Origin of the sequence: Agreia sp. (assembly GCF_964263775.1) — a bacterium.
GTDB lineage: Bacteria > Actinomycetota > Actinomycetes > Actinomycetales > Microbacteriaceae > Agreia.
The window spans coordinates 42383-60561 of sequence record NZ_CAXVWM010000007.1; the positions used below are offsets into that span (position 1 = coordinate 42383).

General features: G+C 67.1%; 19 protein-coding genes. 14 read left to right on the forward strand and 5 right to left on the reverse strand.

From position 1 onward, the window contains the following. Positions 1-10: 10 nt before the first annotated feature. From truB to ACE5CZ_RS00600, 4 genes are read left to right on the forward strand one after another with little or no spacing between them, the layout of a single operon-like run. Positions 11-979 (forward strand): tRNA pseudouridine(55) synthase TruB, encoded by a 969-nt coding sequence (truB, locus tag ACE5CZ_RS00585; RefSeq protein WP_374945408.1) that lies wholly within the window; start codon positions 11-13, stop codon positions 977-979. Then, on the forward strand, positions 976-1344 hold the full coding sequence (locus ACE5CZ_RS00590) for a hypothetical protein (protein ID WP_374945409.1): 369 nt from the start codon (positions 976-978) through the stop codon (positions 1342-1344). The genes truB and ACE5CZ_RS00590 overlap by 4 nt, the downstream gene beginning before the upstream one ends. Positions 1345-1388: 44 nt before the next feature. Then, on the forward strand, positions 1389-1838 hold the full coding sequence (locus ACE5CZ_RS00595) for a hypothetical protein (protein WP_374945410.1): 450 nt from the start codon (positions 1389-1391) through the stop codon (positions 1836-1838). After that, positions 1835-2764 carry a bifunctional riboflavin kinase/FAD synthetase gene (locus tag ACE5CZ_RS00600; RefSeq protein WP_374945411.1) on the forward strand — a complete coding sequence of 310 codons (930 nt, stop codon included), beginning with the start codon at positions 1835-1837 and terminating at the stop codon, positions 2762-2764. The genes ACE5CZ_RS00595 and ACE5CZ_RS00600 overlap by 4 nt, the downstream gene beginning before the upstream one ends. A gap of 26 nt (positions 2765-2790) precedes the next feature. Here ACE5CZ_RS00600 and ACE5CZ_RS00605 read toward each other — a convergent pair whose 3' ends face one another. Further along, the gene (locus tag ACE5CZ_RS00605) at positions 2791-3768 is read right to left on the reverse strand and encodes an ROK family protein (RefSeq protein ID WP_374945412.1); all 978 of its coding nucleotides are present in this window, start codon (positions 3766-3768) and stop codon (positions 2791-2793) included. Positions 3769-3849: 81 nt separating this feature from the next. On the opposite strand from ACE5CZ_RS00605, the gene ACE5CZ_RS00610 reads away from it, so the two are divergent. The 3 genes from ACE5CZ_RS00610 to ACE5CZ_RS00620 all read left to right on the forward strand — a co-directional run bounded on the left by ACE5CZ_RS00610 (position 3850) and on the right by ACE5CZ_RS00620 (position 6511). Then, positions 3850-4311 (forward strand): SRPBCC domain-containing protein, encoded by a 462-nt coding sequence (locus ACE5CZ_RS00610; protein ID WP_374945413.1) that lies wholly within the window; start codon positions 3850-3852, stop codon positions 4309-4311. Between the two features lie 78 nt (positions 4312-4389). Next, the gene (locus ACE5CZ_RS00615) at positions 4390-4986 is read left to right on the forward strand and encodes a GDSL-type esterase/lipase family protein (RefSeq protein ID WP_374945414.1); all 597 of its coding nucleotides are present in this window, start codon (positions 4390-4392) and stop codon (positions 4984-4986) included. A 28-nt stretch (positions 4987-5014) separates the two neighbouring features. Continuing rightward, positions 5015-6511, forward strand: a complete 1497-nt coding sequence (locus tag ACE5CZ_RS00620) for an FAD-dependent oxidoreductase (RefSeq protein WP_374945415.1) — start codon at positions 5015-5017, stop codon at positions 6509-6511. Between the two features lie 10 nt (positions 6512-6521). On the opposite strand, the gene ACE5CZ_RS00625 is transcribed toward ACE5CZ_RS00620, so the two are convergent. Together ACE5CZ_RS00625 and ACE5CZ_RS00630 are read right to left on the reverse strand one after the other, a co-directional pair. Then, positions 6522-7115, reverse strand: a complete 594-nt coding sequence (locus ACE5CZ_RS00625) for a Pr6Pr family membrane protein (protein ID WP_374945416.1) — start codon at positions 7113-7115, stop codon at positions 6522-6524. A gap of 62 nt (positions 7116-7177) precedes the next feature. Next, the gene (locus ACE5CZ_RS00630; protein WP_374945417.1) at positions 7178-7909 is read right to left on the reverse strand and encodes a M20/M25/M40 family metallo-hydrolase; all 732 of its coding nucleotides are present in this window, start codon (positions 7907-7909) and stop codon (positions 7178-7180) included. Between ACE5CZ_RS00630 and ACE5CZ_RS00635 the strand changes: the two genes are divergently transcribed. Continuing rightward, positions 7908-8156 carry a hypothetical protein gene (locus ACE5CZ_RS00635; protein WP_374945418.1) on the forward strand — a complete coding sequence of 83 codons (249 nt, stop codon included), beginning with the start codon at positions 7908-7910 and terminating at the stop codon, positions 8154-8156. The two genes, ACE5CZ_RS00630 and ACE5CZ_RS00635, sit on opposite strands and share 2 nt — an antisense overlap. A gap of 194 nt (positions 8157-8350) precedes the next feature. Here the strand turns inward: ACE5CZ_RS00635 and ACE5CZ_RS00640 are convergent, their stop codons facing one another. Next, positions 8351-8758: a hypothetical protein gene (locus tag ACE5CZ_RS00640; protein ID WP_374945419.1), complete on the reverse strand. Its 408-nt coding sequence runs from the start codon at positions 8756-8758 to the stop codon at positions 8351-8353. A gap of 79 nt (positions 8759-8837) precedes the next feature. Between ACE5CZ_RS00640 and ACE5CZ_RS00645 the strand changes: the two genes are divergently transcribed. The 6 genes from ACE5CZ_RS00645 to ACE5CZ_RS00670 all read left to right on the forward strand — a co-directional run bounded on the left by ACE5CZ_RS00645 (position 8838) and on the right by ACE5CZ_RS00670 (position 17120). After that, positions 8838-9848, forward strand: coding sequence for an epimerase (locus ACE5CZ_RS00645; protein ID WP_374945420.1), 1011 nt, complete (start codon positions 8838-8840; stop codon positions 9846-9848). 12 nt (positions 9849-9860) lie between these two features. Then, positions 9861-10217 carry a DUF6804 family protein gene (locus tag ACE5CZ_RS00650; protein ID WP_374945421.1) on the forward strand — a complete coding sequence of 119 codons (357 nt, stop codon included), beginning with the start codon at positions 9861-9863 and terminating at the stop codon, positions 10215-10217. Positions 10218-10436: 219 nt separating this feature from the next. Continuing rightward, on the forward strand, positions 10437-12557 hold the full coding sequence (locus ACE5CZ_RS00655; protein ID WP_374945422.1) for a DEAD/DEAH box helicase: 2121 nt from the start codon (positions 10437-10439) through the stop codon (positions 12555-12557). Positions 12558-12657: 100 nt separating this feature from the next. Next, complete coding sequence (locus ACE5CZ_RS00660; protein ID WP_374945423.1) at positions 12658-14139, forward strand: FAD-dependent oxidoreductase; 1482 nt, start codon at positions 12658-12660, stop codon at positions 14137-14139. A gap of 166 nt (positions 14140-14305) precedes the next feature. Continuing rightward, positions 14306-15403: a magnesium and cobalt transport protein CorA gene (locus ACE5CZ_RS00665; RefSeq protein ID WP_374945459.1), complete on the forward strand. Its 1098-nt coding sequence runs from the start codon at positions 14306-14308 to the stop codon at positions 15401-15403. A gap of 94 nt (positions 15404-15497) precedes the next feature. Then, positions 15498-17120, forward strand: a complete 1623-nt coding sequence (locus ACE5CZ_RS00670) for a stealth family protein (RefSeq protein WP_374945424.1) — start codon at positions 15498-15500, stop codon at positions 17118-17120. Positions 17121-17138: 18 nt separating this feature from the next. Here ACE5CZ_RS00670 and ACE5CZ_RS00675 read toward each other — a convergent pair whose 3' ends face one another. Then, positions 17139-18095 (reverse strand): phosphodiesterase, encoded by a 957-nt coding sequence (locus ACE5CZ_RS00675; protein ID WP_374945425.1) that lies wholly within the window; start codon positions 18093-18095, stop codon positions 17139-17141. Positions 18096-18179: the final 84 nt, after the last annotated feature.

Here is an 18179-nt window from a genome sequence, read left to right on the forward strand (position 1 = left end):
GGCTTGGCGAGTGCCCGATCCGTTCACCCGACCCCGAGCCGAGCCGTCGACCCGCAGCGGCATCCTGCTCGTCGACAAGCCCGGCGGCATGACCAGCCACGACGTGGTGTCGGCCGCCCGACGCCTCGCGGGTACCCGCAAGGTCGGGCATGCCGGCACCCTGGATCCGATGGCCACGGGGCTTCTCGTGCTCGGAATCAACAGCTCCACGCGGCTTCTGACGTTCGTCGTGGGCCTCGACAAGGAGTATCTGGCGACGATCCGTCTGGGCGAGGCCACGACCACCGACGATGCCGAAGGACAGGTGAACTCGAGTGCGGCGGCCGGCATCGTGACGGCGCTCCGACAACACGAGATCGACGCACGAGTCGACGAACTCACGGGCGATATCGAGCAGACGCCGAGCACGGTCAGCGCCATCAAGGTCGACGGCAAGCGCGCCTACGCGCTGGCGCGCGAGGGCATCGACGTGCAGCTGAAGCCTCGCCCGGTGACCGTGAGCGAGTTCGAGGTGCTGTCTTGCACGCCGGCGACCTCGGCGACCGGCGCCGACGTTCTCGACCTCGCCGTTCGCGTCGTCTGCTCCTCGGGAACCTACATCCGCGCCCTCGCACGCGACCTCGGCCGGTCCCTCGACACGGGCGGACACCTGACGGCGCTCCGACGAACGCGCATCGGCCCCTTCACCGTCGACGCCGCCGCCGACCTCGACACGGTCGTCGTGGCCGACGCCCTGCTGTCGCCGGCGCACGCGGCATCCGAACTCTTCTCCACGCTCCACCTGAGCGACGAACAGAGCATCGACCTCGGGCACGGCAAACGGCTCGCCCTCCGCGATGCGCCGGATGAGACGGGCCCCGTGGCCGCGATCGCTCCCGACGGCCGCCTGGTCGGCCTCGTCGGGGTGTCCGCCGGCGCGGCGAAGATCCTCGCCAACTTTCCTGCCGACGAGCCGCAGTCGGGGCCGGTCGAGTCGTGATCGAGTGGTTCACCACCGTGCAGGTGGCCGTCGCGGTGATCGCGGGCGTGCTCTGCCTGGCCCTGGGATTCGCCGCACGGAAGCCGGATGACATCACCCTGGGCGCGACCGCCCTCGTCGAGTTGCTGCTGATCGCCCAGCTCGTCACGGCGATCATCGCCCCCGCGACGGGCAACGAGCCGAAGGGCGACGTGCTCGAGTTCTACACCTACCTGGTCTCGGCGCTTCTGCTGCCGCTTGCCGGGGGGTTCTGGGCGCTCGTCGAGCGCAGCCGCTGGAGCACGGTCGTGCTCGGAGTGATCTGTCTCGCCATCGCCGTGATGGTCTACCGCATGAACGTCATCTGGCTGGTGCAGCTCGCGTGAACAGGCGCGTTCCGCGCCCGGTGCACCGGTAAACTGAATCGGCCATGGCACAGGATCTGACAGTCACACAGCGCACCGGCCGCTCCTCGGGAGCCGGACGAGTGCTCATCGTCGTCTACGGCATCCTGGCCCTCGGGGCCACCGGCCGATCGTTCGTTCAGATCGCCGGTCTCATCCGCGACTCCGAGCCCGTCTCGCTGGCATACTGGCTCTCGGCTCTCGCGAGCGTCGTCTACATCGTCGCCACAATCGCCCTCATCGCGCCCGGCCGAACCTGGTACCGCATCGCGTGGTCGACGATCACGTTCGAACTCGTCGGCGTTCTCGTCGTCGGAACGCTGAGCCTGACGCATCCCGAATACTTCGCCCGGCCGTCGGTGTGGTCGTGGTACGGCAACGGGTACCTCTTCATCCCCCTCGTTCTGCCCGTCATCGGCATGCTCTGGCTGCGCGCGCACCGGCCGGTTCGCGACCGATCGGGCGCCCCATCGTGAAGATCTTCACCGACCTCGCGTCCGTGTCGATCGAGAAAGCGCGCTCCGCGGTCACGATCGGCAAGTTCGACGGTGTGCACGCCGGTCACAGGGCCGTCATCCAGCAACTCCTCGATGTCGCCGACGACAACGCGCTCGAGAGCGTCGTCGTGACCTTCGATCGACACCCTCTCGACCTGCTGGCACCGGGCAGCTGCCCGGCCACGCTCGTCGGCACGGAGCGCAAGCTCGAATTGCTGTCCTCGACCGGAGTCGACGTCGCGCTCGTGCTCGCATTCGACAGGGCGTTCGCCGATCAGACGCCGGAGCAGTTCGTCTCGCGAATCCTGGTCGATGCGCTGCACGCCGGCATCGTCCTCGTGGGCCGGGATTTTCGCTTCGGAGTGCGTGGCTCGGGAGACGTCGACGAGTTGCGTCGGCTCGGCGAGCTGCACGACTTCACCGTGCGGCTGATCGACGACGTTCGGCTCGAGGGGGAGCGTCGAGTATCGTCGACCTGGATCAGAGAACTGCTGCGCGAGGGCGACGTGGAGGGCGCCGCGGGATTGCTCGAACACATTCCGACCGTGCGCGGTGTCGTGGTGCATGGCGCCGCCCGCGGTCGCGAACTCGGATTCCCCACGGCCAACCTCTCGCCTGAGTCGCAGGGACTCATTCCTGCCGATGGTGTGTACGCCGGATGGCTGACCGACGAGGGTGTGCGCCACCGCGCCGCCATCTCGGTGGGTAATAATCCCACCTTCACGGGCGTGCCGCAGAAACAGGTCGAGGCGTTCGTTCTCGATGCCGATCTCGACCTCTACGACCACGTCGTCGATGTCGAGTTCACCCACCGCATACGGGGCATGGTCAAGTACACGGGTGTCGGGCCCCTGATCGCGCATATGAATGACGACGTCGTGCAGGTTCGCCGGCTTCTCGCCTGATTCCCGGCACCGGGGCCAACGTAGGTTCAGACCGAGCGGTAGATGAGCGCCGCGGCACCGATCAAAGGTCCGTCGGTGTCGAGTCCCGTGGGAAGCACCTCGACGCGGCGGGCGTAGTCGAATCGCGAGTAGCGGTCGATCCCGGTGCGGATGATGTCGAACAGGTCGGGTGTGACTCGGGCGAAACCGCCGCCGATCACCACGAGTTCCAGATCGAGAAGGGTCGACACGGAGGCGATGGCGCGCCCGATGGCGGTTCCGCTTCGGGTGACGGCGGCAACGGCGATGCGGTCTTTCTCCGCATAGGCCCGAGCGAGGTCTTCGCCGGTGAAGCCCTCGAAACCCCGCGCCTGCGCCCAGGCGACCGTGTGCGGGCCGGCGGCGATCTCCTCGAGCGTGCACGGCGCATCCACATCGGTGAAGCCCGGCACCTCGACCTGTCCGATGTGTCCGGCATTCCCCGAGAATCCGGCGACCACGGCGCCTCCCGAGATGACCCCGCCGCCGACGCCCGTCGACACGATCATGCCCATCATGTTGTCGCGGCCGCGGCCGGCGCCGACCCAGTTCTCGGCGAGGGTGATGCAGAGGCCGTCGAGTCGCAGCACGGCCGGAACGTCGTGACCGAGTTCACGTGCAACCCGTGCGACCGTGTCCCGCAGCGGAAAGTCGCGCCACACCTGCAGGTTGACGGGGGAGACCAGCCCCTTCTCCCGGTCGATGGGGCCCGCGGCGCCGATTCCGATGCCGCGAATCGACATACCCGCCGGGAGCACCCGGAGCGAAGACGCAGCCACCGTGCCGACGGCGTCGGCGAGTTCTTCTGCGGAGCGGTCGCGGCCAGTCGGATGCCGGAAACGACTGCCATCGACGAGTGTTCCGGTCTGGTCGACGAGGGCCGATTCGACCTTGGTTCCGCCGAAATCGACGGCGAGCACGACGCTCGCGGAATCTGCTCGTGGATCGGCGGTCGACGCGGTCGAAGTGGGGCTCTCTGCTGGCACCGAACCAGCCTAGGGCACCCCACCCACTCGGTGGCGTTGCGGCGAGCCGTCTCTGTCGGGGGTGCCGGATATGGTGTGGGCATGGTCCTCGACGCGCACGCAGCCACGCTGAGACCCCGTCGCGCCGTCGACTCGGCGATCGCGGTGCGATTCTCGCCATCCCTCGTCTGGGCGTGCCTCGTCGACCCCGTGCTCATCGACGGGTGGCTCGCGCACGTGCTGGTCGACGATGCGGTCGGAGGCCGCTTCGCCGTCGTCTGGCCGACCGGCGAGCCCCACGTGGCCGACTGGTTCGGAACGATCGTCGAGATCGAGCCGTCGCGGCGACTCGTCGTGTCGTTCGCTCCCCACACCAGGCTCGTGTTCGAGATCGAGGCCGGCCGCACAGACGCACGGTCTTCTCTCGTGCGGGTGAGGCACGAGTCGTTTCTCACCGCAGCAGAAGAGCGGGCGCTTCATGCGTTCTGGCACGAGCGACTCGACAACCTGCGCGAACTGCTTCGCGGTCGCCCCGTCGAGTTCCACCCGCCACAGCGCAGCTGAGCGTTACCGTTGCACCGAGTTCATGGTTGCAGAAATGCATTTTCTCCGCGTGAAAGGGGGTGCCGCGTATCATGGCAGGTGAGCAAAAACGGAGGCATGATGACTGAGAAGCCCGTGACCGCATTCGTCGGCGACAGCATAACCGCGGCAGGATCCTGGCAGGACTGGTTCGCCGACCTCGACGCCCGCAACTTCGGAGTCGATGGCGACACGACCGACGGACTGCTCGAGAGGCTCGACGCGGTCATCGAGAGCGACCCGCAGACCATCGTTCTGCTCATCGGCACGAACGACCTGGCCGAGCGTCGCAGCATCGAACGGATCGTGCGCAACATCGAGAGCGCCCTCGTGCGGCTGCACCACGAGTTGCCGGATGCGCGGATCCTGCTGCAGTCCGTTCTTCCGCGCGGCCGCGAGTACGCCGAGAACGTGCGAGAGATCAACCGGCACATCTGGCAGTTCGCCGCAACCCAAAGGGTGCACTATCTCGACCTGTGGCCGATTATGGCCGACGCCGACGGCGAGTTGAACGGCGATTACAGCGACGATCGGCTGCACCTCACCGACGCCGGCTACGACGCCTGGCTGTCCGAACTCCGACCCGCGCTCGAGCGAGTGAACGACCTCCCTCCCATGTCTCGCCCGATCAGACTGCCCGACCTCTCCGCGCAGTGACGCGTCGCCGGCGTCCGGAGCCTCCGCAATGACCGTCGATCGACGCACCTTTCTGCTGGGCTCGGCAACGGGGGCGGCCGTCCTCGCCCTGTCGGCCTGCGTCGGCCCGCCGTCTCCGGCACCGTCCCCGGCAACGCCGACTCCCACTCAGACACCAGGACAGGTTCCGCGTCCGAACGGGTTCATCCGCTCCAACTGGACGGCTGATCCCTTCTCTCTCGGCAGCACGAGCTACATTCCCGCGGGCGCATCGCCGGATGCGCGAGCGGCCCTCGCGCAGAGCGTGTCCGATCGCGTCTTCTTCGCGGGTGAGGCCACCAGCACCGAGTTCCCGTCGAGCATGAACGGCGCCCAGAGTTCCGGCACGCGTGCGGCCGGCGATGTGCTGCAACTGGCGTCTGACGGCGAACGCATCGGCATCATCGGCGCCGGGCTCGCCGGGGGTGCCGCGGCCAAGGCGCTCGTCGCGGCAGGCTACGAGGTTCTCGTGTTCGAGGGGCGCGACCGGGTGGGCGGCCGGGTGGATGCGCACGGCCCCGGCGACTGGCCGCTGGTCGTCGACCTCGGCCCCTCGTTCGTGCGCGGAGTCGATTCGTCGACCCTGACAGACCAGCTCGCGGCGGGCGACGTCGTCACCGTGCCGGTCGACCCGGCGTCCCGAGTGCAGCTGACCCCGGCATCCGACACCGTACCCGCCAACGGCGTCGGTGCCGACGCCGTCGCGGCGGCGCTCGCGTGGGGAGCGGCACAGAGCCGCGACCCGAGCCTTGCCGCGTCGCTCGCCGGTGCGGGCGGATCCTCGATCGATACGGCGACCGACGAGATCGGAGTCAGCCCCGCTTCTCGCGTGTTCGAGTACGTCGACCGCACGGTGGTCACCGCGCTCGGTGCGGACTCGGTCGAGGTCTCGACCTGGTACGCACTCGACGAGGCGGCGACGGGCGAAGGCGGAGATGCTTTCGTCGTCGGCTCGGCCCAGGCGCTGGTGATTGACGCCCTCGACGGAGCAGACGTCGCACTCTCTACACCGGTGCGCGACGTGACGATCGACGACGATGCCGTCCGGCTGAAGATGGCCACGGGCGAGTCGATCCGAGTCGACCGGGTGATCGTCACCGTGCCCCTCGGCGTGCTGCAGTCCGGTGCGATCACGTTCGACCCGCCCCTGCCCTTCGCCCATCGCGCCGCCATCGCCGCCCTGGGTTCGGGCGCCGTCGAGAAGGTCTGGCTGCGCTACGACACCCCGTTCTGGACAGAGACGGCGACGTTCTGGAGCCTCGTCGTCGATTCCCCGCCGTTCAGCGCACCGAAGACATCGGCTGCGACCGCCACGGCGACCCCGTCGCCGCATGCGCCGGACGAGCCCGTGTTCACTCAGTGGATCAACCTCATGCCGGTGACCGGAGATGCCGTGCTGATCGGTCTGGTCGGGGGCGCAGCCGCCCGGGGCCTGTCCGCACTGGCAGACGACGACGTACGCGACATCGCGCTGGCCAGCCTTCGCCCCTTCCTGTCCGCGTCCTGAGGGCGGTTGGTCAACGCCGGCGAGCCAGCGCGACGAGGCCCGCGGCCAGCCCCGTGATGACGACCAGGATGGCGCCCGAGTAGGCGGCGAATTCGGCGGGGCCCGACACCTGGCCGGGGTCGAGAAAGAAGTATGGGTACCATCCGACGATGGATCCTCGGATCATTGTGAACCCGCCCCAGACCAGCGGATAAATCAGAACGAGCCACACACGCCGCCAGGGAATGGGAGTACGGCCGGGGGCGAAGAACCAGTCGAGAAGCACGTAGGACGGGATCCAGAAGTGCAGCAGTTGGCTCGACCACGGCACCACGATGCGGTAGTTGTAGTCACCGGCCTGGCTGACGATGAGCCCGAAAACGATACCGGAGATGATCGTGAAGGTCGCTGTGAGCATCCGCGCCGTCATCAACCAGCCGGGATCTCGTGACTGCCTGAACGACAGCCATGCGCCGAGGGCGAGTACGACGACTCCGGCGGCGTTGCTCTGATTGGTGAAGTAGGCGAAGTAGTTCGCGGTCGAGAAACTGCTGAAGCCGAGGATGTAGCGGAAGTCGCCGACGAGTGCGACGATCCCCACGATCGCCACAACGACGCGCGCCACCCCGAAGGCGGTGCGCGCTCTCCTGTGGCCGAACGCCGGCTCGGTACGCAGCCGCACGGCGACTAGAGACGCTCGATCAGGGTTCTGTAGAACCGTATCCCCGACAAGAAGGTGGCGACGTGCATCCGTTCGTCTGTCGCGTGCAGGGTCGCACGCTCGGCCGACGACATCTCGAACGGCGTGAACCGGTAGGCGTGCGCACTGATCGCCGTGAAGTGCCGGGCGTCGCTGGCGCCGAGCATCACGTAGGGCGAGACGATCGCACCGGGATAGACGGCGGCGATAGCGTCTGACAGCAGCTGCCACACGGGCCCCGACGACGGAGACACGGGGGACGGCTCACTCGGGGCGGTCGCCTCGATCAGCACGAGCGGGTCATGCACGGCGCGCCTGATGTGCGTGAGGGTCTCGTCGACCGAGGAGCCGATCGCGATGCGGGTGTTGACGACGGCGACGGCACGCTCCGCGAGGGCGTTCGCCGAGTCGCTCGCACGGAGCTGCGTGATGGCGGTCGTCGTTCGAACCATGGCGTTCGTCTCGTCGCTCAGACGGCTGAAGAGCGCGATGAGCGGGCGGCGAAAGGTGCCTACCCTCGTGAAGATGAAACGCAACAGGGGAGTGGAGTGGGCTCCGATCGTGCGGATCATCTCGAGATTCGGCGAACTGAGCGAGGCAGGAAACGGTCGGGCGTCGAGGCGCATGAGCGCCCGGGCGAGCCGAGCCGTGGCAGTTCTGCGCGGGGGAGTCGAGGCGTGTCCGCCGGACTGTTCGACCGTCAGCGAGACGTTCACCATGCCCTTCTCGCTCACACCCACGACCGCGCCCCCAGACGATCGCGTCGGCGCCGGCTCCGGTCACAACGGCGGCGAACGGCGGATGTGTCCACCTCGCCGCGTCGTCGGCCGCGACCACGTCGTAGTGGGCCATCAGAACGACCTCGGCACCGGCATCCCGGCCCGCCCAGTGAAACAACAGCGCGTGCCCGTCGATGACATCGGCGGAGAGTGTGGCGTGCGCCAGTGGGTAGAGCTGCTCGAGTGACGCGATGAACTCGTCGAACCGCTCCTGATCGACGAGGGACTCGTCGACGCGGGAGACCGTCGGGATCTTCAGCAGGGTTCGCAGGTGCTCGAGCGAACTCGCGTCGTTCTGCCCCTCGGCCGCCTCTTCGTGCACACGACGATTTTACGTGGCGCTCTGCGGCCCCGCGCCACGTTCGGGTGAAGAAGCGGGGGTCAGCCCAGTCGGTCGCGAAGTGCGGCGACGGGGTCGGCCGACTGCAGCACTCCCGGGCCGAAACGGAGGACCGTGACCGTGTGCGAGACAGGACCGGCGCCGGCTGACAGGCGGGTGGCGATGGTGGCCCGCTCCCAGGTGAGAATGGCTTCCTGAACCAGCTGCACTGTGAGCGCCAGAGGTTGCGTGTTGCCGACGCGCTGGGCCGGCAACGCATAGCCGCCGAGCGCCGCGAGCGCGTCGTAGATGTCGGACACCTCTCTCTGCGGGAGAGGGGCCGATGCCTGCGGCTGAAAGACCGCGACGAACAGTCGGGCGGCCAGTTCGACTGGATCGGCGTTCCACACGCCTTCCGGGCCGGAGAACAGAGCGGGGGACGGGGCGCCGAAGGGCACAGGAGAGGTCATAAGGAAAATCTAGCGTCGTGGCCCGTCGCGGACAATCGCCGTGGCCGTGAATGTCGGCTTCGTCGTCCAGACTGGATGCATGACACCCGATTCTCCCGGCCCGGTGCGCCCCGGCCGCGCCGTGCTCGCCGGCGCCAGCGGATTCATCGGCGCGATCCTCACGCGTGAACTTCGTGCCGAGGGGTACGAGGTCGCTCTGATAGGCCGTACTTCGCCAGCCGTGGCTTGGCACGACCACGCGGCGATCGACGCCGCGATCGACGGCGCCTCGCTCGTCATCAACCTCGCCGGCAAGAGCGTCAACTGCCGCTACACCGAACGCAACCGCGCCGAGATCAGGCGCTCCCGCGTCGACACGACGAGCACCCTCCGGCAATCCATCGCCCGCGTCGCGTCGCCTCCGGCACTCTGGCTGAATTCCAGCACCGCAACCATCTACCGGCACGCCGAGGATCGCCCGCAGACCGAGTCGACCGGTGAGATCGGCACGGGCTTCTCCGTGTCGATCGCCACAGACTGGGAGGATGCCTTCTTCGCGGGCGAGCTTCCGCAGACCCGGCGGGTCGCCCTGCGAATGGCGATCGTGCTCGGTCGAGGCGGCGCGTTGGCCCCGCTGGTGCGCGTGGCCCGGCTCGGGCTCGGCGGAACCCAGCACGACGGCTGGTGGTTCCGTTCGCTCTTCGGTTCGGCCGGTCGTCGCAGGGCGGGGGTGTGGCACGAGAGGCGAGGCACGAAAGGCCTGCAGAAGTTCAGCTGGATCCACATCGACGACGTCGTGGGCATTGTGCGGTTCATTCGCGACAGGCCGAACATCACGGGCGTCGTCAACGTCAGCGCTCCGGAGCCGAGCGACAACAGGAGACTCATGGGGCTGCTGCGGCGGGGCGTCGGAGCCGCGGTCGGGCTGCCTGCGTACAGGTGGATGCTCGAGCCGGCGATGTGGGCACTCCGAACGGAGACGGAGCTCATCCTGAAGAGCCGGTGGGTTCTTCCCGAGCGGCTGCAGAACGCCGGCTACGTTTTTCGGTACAGCACTCTGGAGCACGCGCTCGATGAACTCGCGCGGCCGGCCCCCGCGACCACGCGTTAAGCTGGCGGCACGATGTCCCAGCGCTATCCGAACCCGTCCTTCGCCCGTCTTGCGCTCGCGCCCGGGCTCCTCGCGGCCATCGTGCTGCTCGCGGGCGTCGCCCTGATCGACAGCGACTGGTTCACGATCTTTCGCTACGCGATCAGCATCCTGGCCGCGATCATCGGCGTCTTCGCGTTCCAGGCCAGGCAGTGGTGGTGGCTTCCCGCATTCGCGGCCATCGTTGTTCTCTGGAATCCCATCGTGCCGGTGGAGCTCGATTCGCTTGCATGGCAGATTCTTCACCTCGCGGCGGCGGTGGTCTTCGTGGCCGCCGGTCTGCTGATCAGAGTTCCCCAGACGCCCGATCCGGCATCCGCCCGTCGCTGAACGAGCCCCCCCGTGCGGTGTTCGCCAGGCGATTGCGCGTGCCCTAGACTGGCCTGAAGCCGGGCCGCTTCACTCTCCCCGTCGACCGTGACAATGTCATGTTGCTCGACGCCACACCCGGCCCGCACGACCGCACCGATCCCGGCTCGGGATCGTCACTCGGCACCGTCGTCCACGCTGGGAGCACGGACGGCGAGGCCCACACTCCACAGGAGGAGCATGTCTCGATCCGGCGGACGCCGATCATCCAAGAGCGTCGACAACACCGGCCTCATCCCGATCCTCGCCCGCAAGGTGCGAGAGGTCGAAGCGGCGGCGCAGCGCGGCAAGGTCGCGCCCTCGAACCGCACCAAGTTCCTCGTCGTCGCCCTGCTCGCCCGCGAGGAGCGCACCTCTGTGCGGAACAATCCCGACCTGTCAGACGTGGATCGCGCCGAACAGATCAAGCGCCTCGACGGCATCGGGTCGATTCTCGCCAAGACGGCGGCGCGTGACACGTCGCTCATCACGCTGCTCGAGAACGATGCGCCGATCTCGCCCGTCGCACAGAAGCTGCGCCGACAGTACCTCGAAGAAGCCGGAGTGGACGTGCCCGACGAGGTCGTCGAAGCGCCGAAGCAGGCCACGATGTTCTCGCCCGAACTCGCGGAGCGCCAGGTGATTCCGCAGTCGGTCAAGGCGCGTCAGCTCGCCAATCCGTTTCTCGCCCCCGACTTCTCATCACTCGAGGCGCAGAAGCACTCCTCGCACGGGCGGCTGTCGAACTGGGAGCTCCTCGGACCGCTTTTTCGGGCCTTCGAATACGGCGCCGGCGGCCAGGTAGCCAGCATGGACCTGCCCGAGGCTCCCCGCATCGACCGTCTGTCGCCACCCGGGCAGGAGCTCATGCGGCACCAGGCCCGCTTCGTCGCGAGTGTCGCACAGGGCCACAGGTCTTTTCTGCTCGCCGATGAGCCCGGCCTCGGAAAGACGGCCCAGTCGCTGCTCGCCGCATCCGTCGCCGATGCCTACCCTCTGCTCGCCGTCGTGCCGAACGTCGTGAAGATGAACTGGGCCCGCGAGGTCGAGCTCTGGACTCCGCACCGCCGTGCGACGGTCATCCACGGCGACGGCGCCGGGCTCGACGCGTTCGCCGACGTGGTGATCGTGAATTACGAGGTGCTCGACCGGCACCTCGCGTGGCTGAGCACCCTCGGCTTCAGGGGAATGGTCGTCGACGAGGCCCACTTCATCAAGAACCTGTCGTCGCAACGGTCCAAGCACGTGCTCGCCCTCGCCGAGCGCATCCGTTCGCAGGCGCCCGGCGGCAACCCGCTGATGATGGCCCTCACCGGCACGCCGCTCATCAACGACATCGACGACTTCCGTGCGATCTGGCAGCTTCTGGGCTGGATCGACGGCAGCAAGCCCACCGCGCAGCTGATGGAGAAGCTGGAGGAGACCGGGCTCACGCCGGCCGATTTCGGATTCTTCTCCGAGGCCCGGGAGGCCGTGATCGACATGGGCATCGTGCGGCGTCGCAAGCTCGACGTCGCGGCCGACCTCCCGGCCAAACGGGTCGTCGACCTCCCCGTCGAACTCGACGACGACCTGGGCCGTTCGATCCGAGAGGCCGAGGCCGAGCTCGGCCGCCGCTTGGTCACCCGCTATACGCGGCTCCTCGCAGCACGCACGAAGTCCGATCCCGACGCCGACGTGTCGACCGACAATCTGATGCGCGCCGTCGCGCGTCAAGAGATCGAGGAGTCGAAGGCCCAGGGTGGCAGTGGAGACAACGTCTTCACGATGGTGCGCCTCATCGGACAGGCCAAGGCGTCGCTGGCGGCCGACTACACGGCCCAGCTCGCTCGATCCGTGGGCAAGGTCGTGTTCTTCGCCAAGCACATCGACGTGATGGACCAGGCAGAGGAGGCCCTCGCCAAGGCCGGCCTGCAGACGGTCTCCATCCGGGGAGACCAGACGGCGCTGCATCGCCAGAGAGAGATCGATGCGTTCAACGACGATCCCTCGGTGGCTGTTGCCGTCTGCTCGCTGACCGCCGCGGGTGTGGGGCTCAACCTCCAGGCGGCATCCAACGTCGTGCTCGCAGAGCTGTCGTGGACCGCGGCCGAGCAGACCCAGGCGATCGACCGGGTGCACCGCATCGGGCAGGAGGAGCCGGTGACCGCGTGGCGCATCGTCGCCGCCCAGACCATCGACGCGAAGATCGCCGAACTCATCGACAGCAAACAGGGCCTCGCTGCTCGGGCGCTCGACGGAAGCGACGAAGAGGTGTCGAGCGGAGACAGCGTGCAACTGGACGCGCTCGTGCATCTGCTCGAGCAGGCACTCGAAGGCTGACCGTTCTGTAGCCCACGACGTCGACGATGGCAAGCCGCAGGCCCGGGTCGCCCCCTGCAGCTAGCGTCGCCTTCGAGAACCTCGATCCTGGAAGGCTGACATGCAATCGTTGTGGCGCTCGAACGCACGCACCATCGAGACCGATCCAGCGCCGCCTTCGGACGTCGTCGACGACATCGTGGTGGGCGCGGGCCTCACGGGTCTCGTCACGGCCCTGCTCCTGGCCAGGGAGGGGCGTCGCGTGCTGGTACTCGAGGCGCGCGACATCGGTGCCGTCACGACAGGCAACAGCACGGCGAAGGTGAGCCTGCTGCAGGGAGCGCAGCTCCAGAAGATCCGCGCACGAACCTATCCCGCGATCGTTCGGGCCTACGTCGACGCGAACAGGGCGGGCCAGGATTGGCTTCTCGACTACGCCGCGTCGCGGGGCATTGCCGTGCAGCGCAGAGACGCGGTCAGCTACGCCTCGCATCCCGAGGGCTTTCGCGTCGTCGAGAAAGAGTACCGGATCGCCCGCGACTCGGGGCTCGACGCCCGACTGAGCTGGAACCTCGACCTGCCCTTCGACACTTACGGCGCCGTCGTGCTGCGCGGGCAGGCGCAACTCGATCCGCTCGACGTGCTCGCCTGCCTCGTCGAAGACATCCGGGCGTTGGGGGGCACCGTGCTCGAGCGGGCGAGAGTCACAGGCGTCGCCGCGTCTCGACCCGTGGTCGTGTCGAGCACGGCCGGAGACTTCGAGGCACAGCGCGCCCACCTCACCACGGGAACCCCGATTCTCGATCGGGGGCTCTACTTCGCGAAGCTGTCGGCGACGCGGTCGTACGCGGCGTCGTTCAGGGGCGTCGAGCACATCCCCGACGGCATGTACCTGTCGGTCGACGACCCGAAGCGGTCGATCAGAGCGGCGCCGGATGCCGACGGCGAGCTTCTGCTCGTCGGCGGCGGAGGCCACGGCGTGGGCCGGGCGGTGTCGCCGCGGGCGATCGTCGACGATCTGCTCGACTGGACCCGAGCACGCTTCCCGGGCGCCGAACCCACCCACGAATGGAGCGCCCAAGACTATTCCACGCCACACGGCGTGCCCTTCGTGGGATGGCTGCCGCGTGGGCGCGGACGCATCTTTCTCGCCACGGGCTACGACAAGTGGGGAATGACCAACGCGGCGGCCGCCGCACTCACGCTGACCGGAGACCTGCTCGGCAAGACGCCGCCCTGGGCGAAGATCCTGCATCGCCGCGCCACCTTGCCCCCGGCCATCGCGGCGTCGATCGGGGAGAACGCGGCCGTCGCCGCGTGGGCAGCACGGGGGTGGTTCACTGCCCTTACCGCCGGTGCGCCTCCAGCGCAGGTGCCGGAAGGGGAGGGCGTTCTCGGTCACCGGGGTCTGCATCCCCAGGGCGTGTCCCGGGTCGGCGATACGGTGTGCGCGGTGAGCGCCGTGTGTCCGCATCTGGGCGGTGTCGTGTCGTGGAACGACGCGGAGAAGTCGTGGGACTGCCCGCTGCATGGATCGAGATTCTCCGCGTCGGGTGAGAACCTCGAAGGTCCGGCGACGCGACCCCTGCGGCGTGTGAACTGACGAGAAAGAAAGGGTTTCGGACTCGTCCGTTCTGGAAGATCCGACGTTCTCAGGTCGCCGTTCACGTCTCGTTCACATTCGTGTGCCACGCTTGACCGCCCTCATTGGGGCGTGTGCAGACGAGGTGATGATGAAGAAGCCCAGCGTGTCCCAGGCCCTCAAGGCGATGTCGTCACGACGACCGGGATCGCATCAGCATGCGTATCCTGCCGAGCAGGCCGCTGCGTCGCCGGCCGAGCGTCACACCAGCACGGTCGACAACGCCGTGTACTCCGACGGTCGGCGCGTGCTCTCGCCCGACAGCCTCGAAGACACCCTGGCCGGATGCGCCCGGTTCACCGACTCGATGGCGTGGATCGGGCTCTATCGGCCCGATGAAACCGAGTTGGCCGCCATCCAGAAGGAATTCGACCTGCACCCCCTCGCCGTGGAAGACGCGATCGGAGCACACCAGCGCCCGAAGCTCGAGCGCTATGGCGACACCCTCTTCGTCGTTCTCCGTGCGGCCAGCTACTCCGACGAACGAGAAGAGGTCGACTTCGGCGAACTCCACATTTTTGTCGGCCCCAACTTCGTGGTATCGGTGCGGCACAGTGAATCGCCCGACCTCGCGGTCGTGCGTCAGCGCATGGAGGCCGACCCGGAACTTCTCGCGCTCGGCCCCGTGGCGGTGCTGTACGGCATCCTCGATGCGGTCGTCGACCAGTATGCGCCGGTCGTGTCAGGTCTCGAGAACGACATCGATGAGATCGAGGCGCAGGTGTTCGCCGGCGACGCCGAGGTGTCCAGGCGCATCTACGAGCTCTCGCAGGAGGTGCTCGACTTCCAGCGCGCGACCCTGCCGCTGGTCGGCATGCTCGAGACCCTCCGCGCCGGATTCGACGCATTCGAGACCAACCTCGAGCTCCGTCGTGCCCTGCGCGACGTCGCCGACCATTCAGCGGTCGTCAACGACCGCGTCGACGGATTCCGCAGTACGCTCCGCGAGATCCTCGCCGTGAACGCGACGCTCGTGGCCCAACGCCAGAACGAAGACATGAAGGTGCTCGCCGAGGCCAGCAACCGCCAGAACGAGGAGGTCAAGAAGATCTCGGCGTGGGCGGCCATCTTCTTCGTGCCGACCGTGATCTCGGGCATCTACGGCATGAATTTCGTCACGATGCCCGAATTGCACTGGCAGTTCGGGTATCCCGTGACGATCGCCGTGATGCTGCTGGCGATGGCCGGCCTGTACGTCATGTTCACACGACGAGGCTGGCTGTAGCGAGGCACCGCGGCTGAGTACACGCGCGCACGATAGAATAACGGAAGCAAAAACTGGGGCCGCCCTGTTCTGCTCGGAAAGGCTTGATATCTACTTGATCGGAAGCTCTGCCACCCACAACATCGACCTCGATGACAGCGTCGAGGCGTTCACCCCCGAAGAACTCTTCACCGCAGCCACGGGGGTGCACGGCGCACCCCGCTCGTGGCCCGAAGTGCACGGGCGACCCGATGTCATCGTCAAGAAGGGCCTTGCGACCCTCATCAACACGTCCCTGACTCCGCACCAGGCCCTTATCGAAGATCTCCTGTTCATTCGAGACGCGTTCATCGCGGCAGGTATCGACTTCGTTCTGGTTCGCGGCAATGATGAACGCCCTGTCCTCGTCGTCGACGCGCCGTTGCGCAGACGCGTGGAGAAGGCGCTTGCCGTCGCCTGCGCCCACGAACCCTTCTACTCGCGCACGGTCGGTGGTCGGCGCAGGCCCCCTGTGCTGCTGGGAGACGGCGTTCTCTCCGAGAAGCGCAAGGCGATGATATTTCGGCTATTCCGCCCCAGGTTCGAACCCCTGGGCGGGCTCAGTTACGGGTCGTCGACCGGCATCGAACTGCAGTTCTGGGGCATCGAGGGTGACGACTACATCTGTCCTGTAGAGAACTCCCTGACACGCAGGGTGCTTCCGCTCGTCGAGGCGATCCCCGCGACGGTCGACCTGTTCGGCCGCAGTTGGGACACCTTCCAGGGCATGTTCGAGCCGCATGCCACCGACGTGACGTTCGACATCGACATCGTCTTCTCGTGGGTCGACGGCAACGACGTCGAGTACCAGAGGGCGCGAGCCGCACGCATGGAGGGCGTCATCGTCGGTGAGGGCGACGAGGCCGATGCCCGCTACCGCCAGGTCGATGAGCTGAAGTACGCCCTCAGGTCGGTCTACCTCTTCGCACCGTGGGTGCGCAACATCTTCATCGCGACCGATTCCCCGAGGCCCGCCTGGCTCGACGAGCATCCTCGCGTGCAGCTCATGCGCAGCGAGCAGTTCTTCTCCGATCCGTCGGTGCTGCCGACGCACAATTCGCAGGCCGTCGAGAGCCAGTTGCACAACATCCCCGGTTTGAGTGAACACTTCTTGTACTCGAACGACGACATGTTCTTCGGTCGGCCCGTTCAACCGTCGATGTTCTTCTCGTCGGGCGGCGTCACCAAATTCGTCGAGGCGACCATCCGGATCGGCCTCGGGTTCAGTGATCCCAGCCGCAGCGGATTCGAGAACTCCGCCCGTGTCAACCGAGACCTGCTGCAGAAGAAGTTCGGGCATGTCATCACGCGCCACCTCGAACACTCGCCCGCGCCGCTTCGCAAGAGCGTCATCGAACGGCTCGAGACCGACTTTCCCGAGGAGTTCCGGCGCACCGCAGCCAGCAGGTTCCGATCTAAGTCCGACATCTCGGTGACGAACTCGTTGTACCACTACTACGCACTGCTCGAGGGTCGCGCTGTCACGCAAGAAGACGCGAAGGTGCTCTATGTCGACACGACGCTCAAGAGCGGACTCGGCAGACTTCCTGGGCTTCTCCGACGGCGGCAGTTCGATCTCTTCTGTCTGAACGACGGCAGCTTTCCCGAAGTGCCGGCCACCGAGCGGGCTGCGCTGATGGTCGACTTCCTCGAGAAGTACTTTCCGATCGCCGCACCCTGGGAGAAGACGCCCGCTTGAGCGGCCGTGCCGGCCTGCTCATGACGACAGAGCGTGCTCCCGGGGCACCAGCTGCGGAACGGTCAACACGTCGTCGACGGGCGCCGCGAAGTGTCGAGCAGGGCGAATGACGACGTTTTCTCGTTCAAGGATTCGCGCGGTCTCGTCTGCCGACGTGTACGACGTCGTGCTGTAGGTGCCGATCGGCACCACCGTGTGCAGGATCGTGTTCTCGTACACGTGCACGAGGTTGAATCCCTGGGCCCCATCACGGGCTCGAGTTCCGCCGACGGGCACGTTCAGGTCTTGCGTGTAACAGGTCGCCGACGCGACGGATACGGGAATACCCGCGAACATGGCCGTGCTCGAGTAATGCAGGTGGCCGGCGAGAATCGATCGCACGTCGGTTCCCTCGAGCACCTCCGCCAGCGCCGGCTGGTCTCTCAACTCGACGAGCACGGAAAGGTCGAGGACGCTCGGAACCGGGGGATGGTGCAGCGCCAGAACAGTGCCGTGCGGGGCGGGGGAGGAGAGCTCTTCGGCGAGCCAATCGAGCTGCTCGGGAGCGATCTCGCCGTGGTGCGATCCGGGCACGCTCGAGTCGAGCGCGATGATGCGGAGACCGTTGACGTCGTGCACCCTGTCGATCGGCTTCATCGACGGCAGCTGGCCGAGCAGTCCGGTTCGGAAAGACGCCCGATTGTCGTGATTGCCCATGACCCAGATGAGCTGGGCGCCGAGGCGCGCGGCCACCGGTTCGACCATGGCGCGCAGCTTCTCGTACGCCCGGGGGTCGCCCTTGTCGGCGAGGTCGCCGGTGAAGACGATGGCCTCGGGCCGCGCGTTCGAACTCTCGAGTTCGGCGAGCAGTTGGGCCAGGTGGGCCTCGGCATCGATGGCCCCGTAGAGCAGGCCGTCATCCCCGATGAAGTGCGTGTCACTCACGTGCAGGAGGAAATGATCGGGACGGGAGTACTCGGCGGTTCTGACAGGCATGTCAACCTCGGGTGTGATGCCGGAGGTTCGCTCGACCTCCGTGCGCATGCCCTAACTAACCATGCCTGATTGAACGACGGGTGA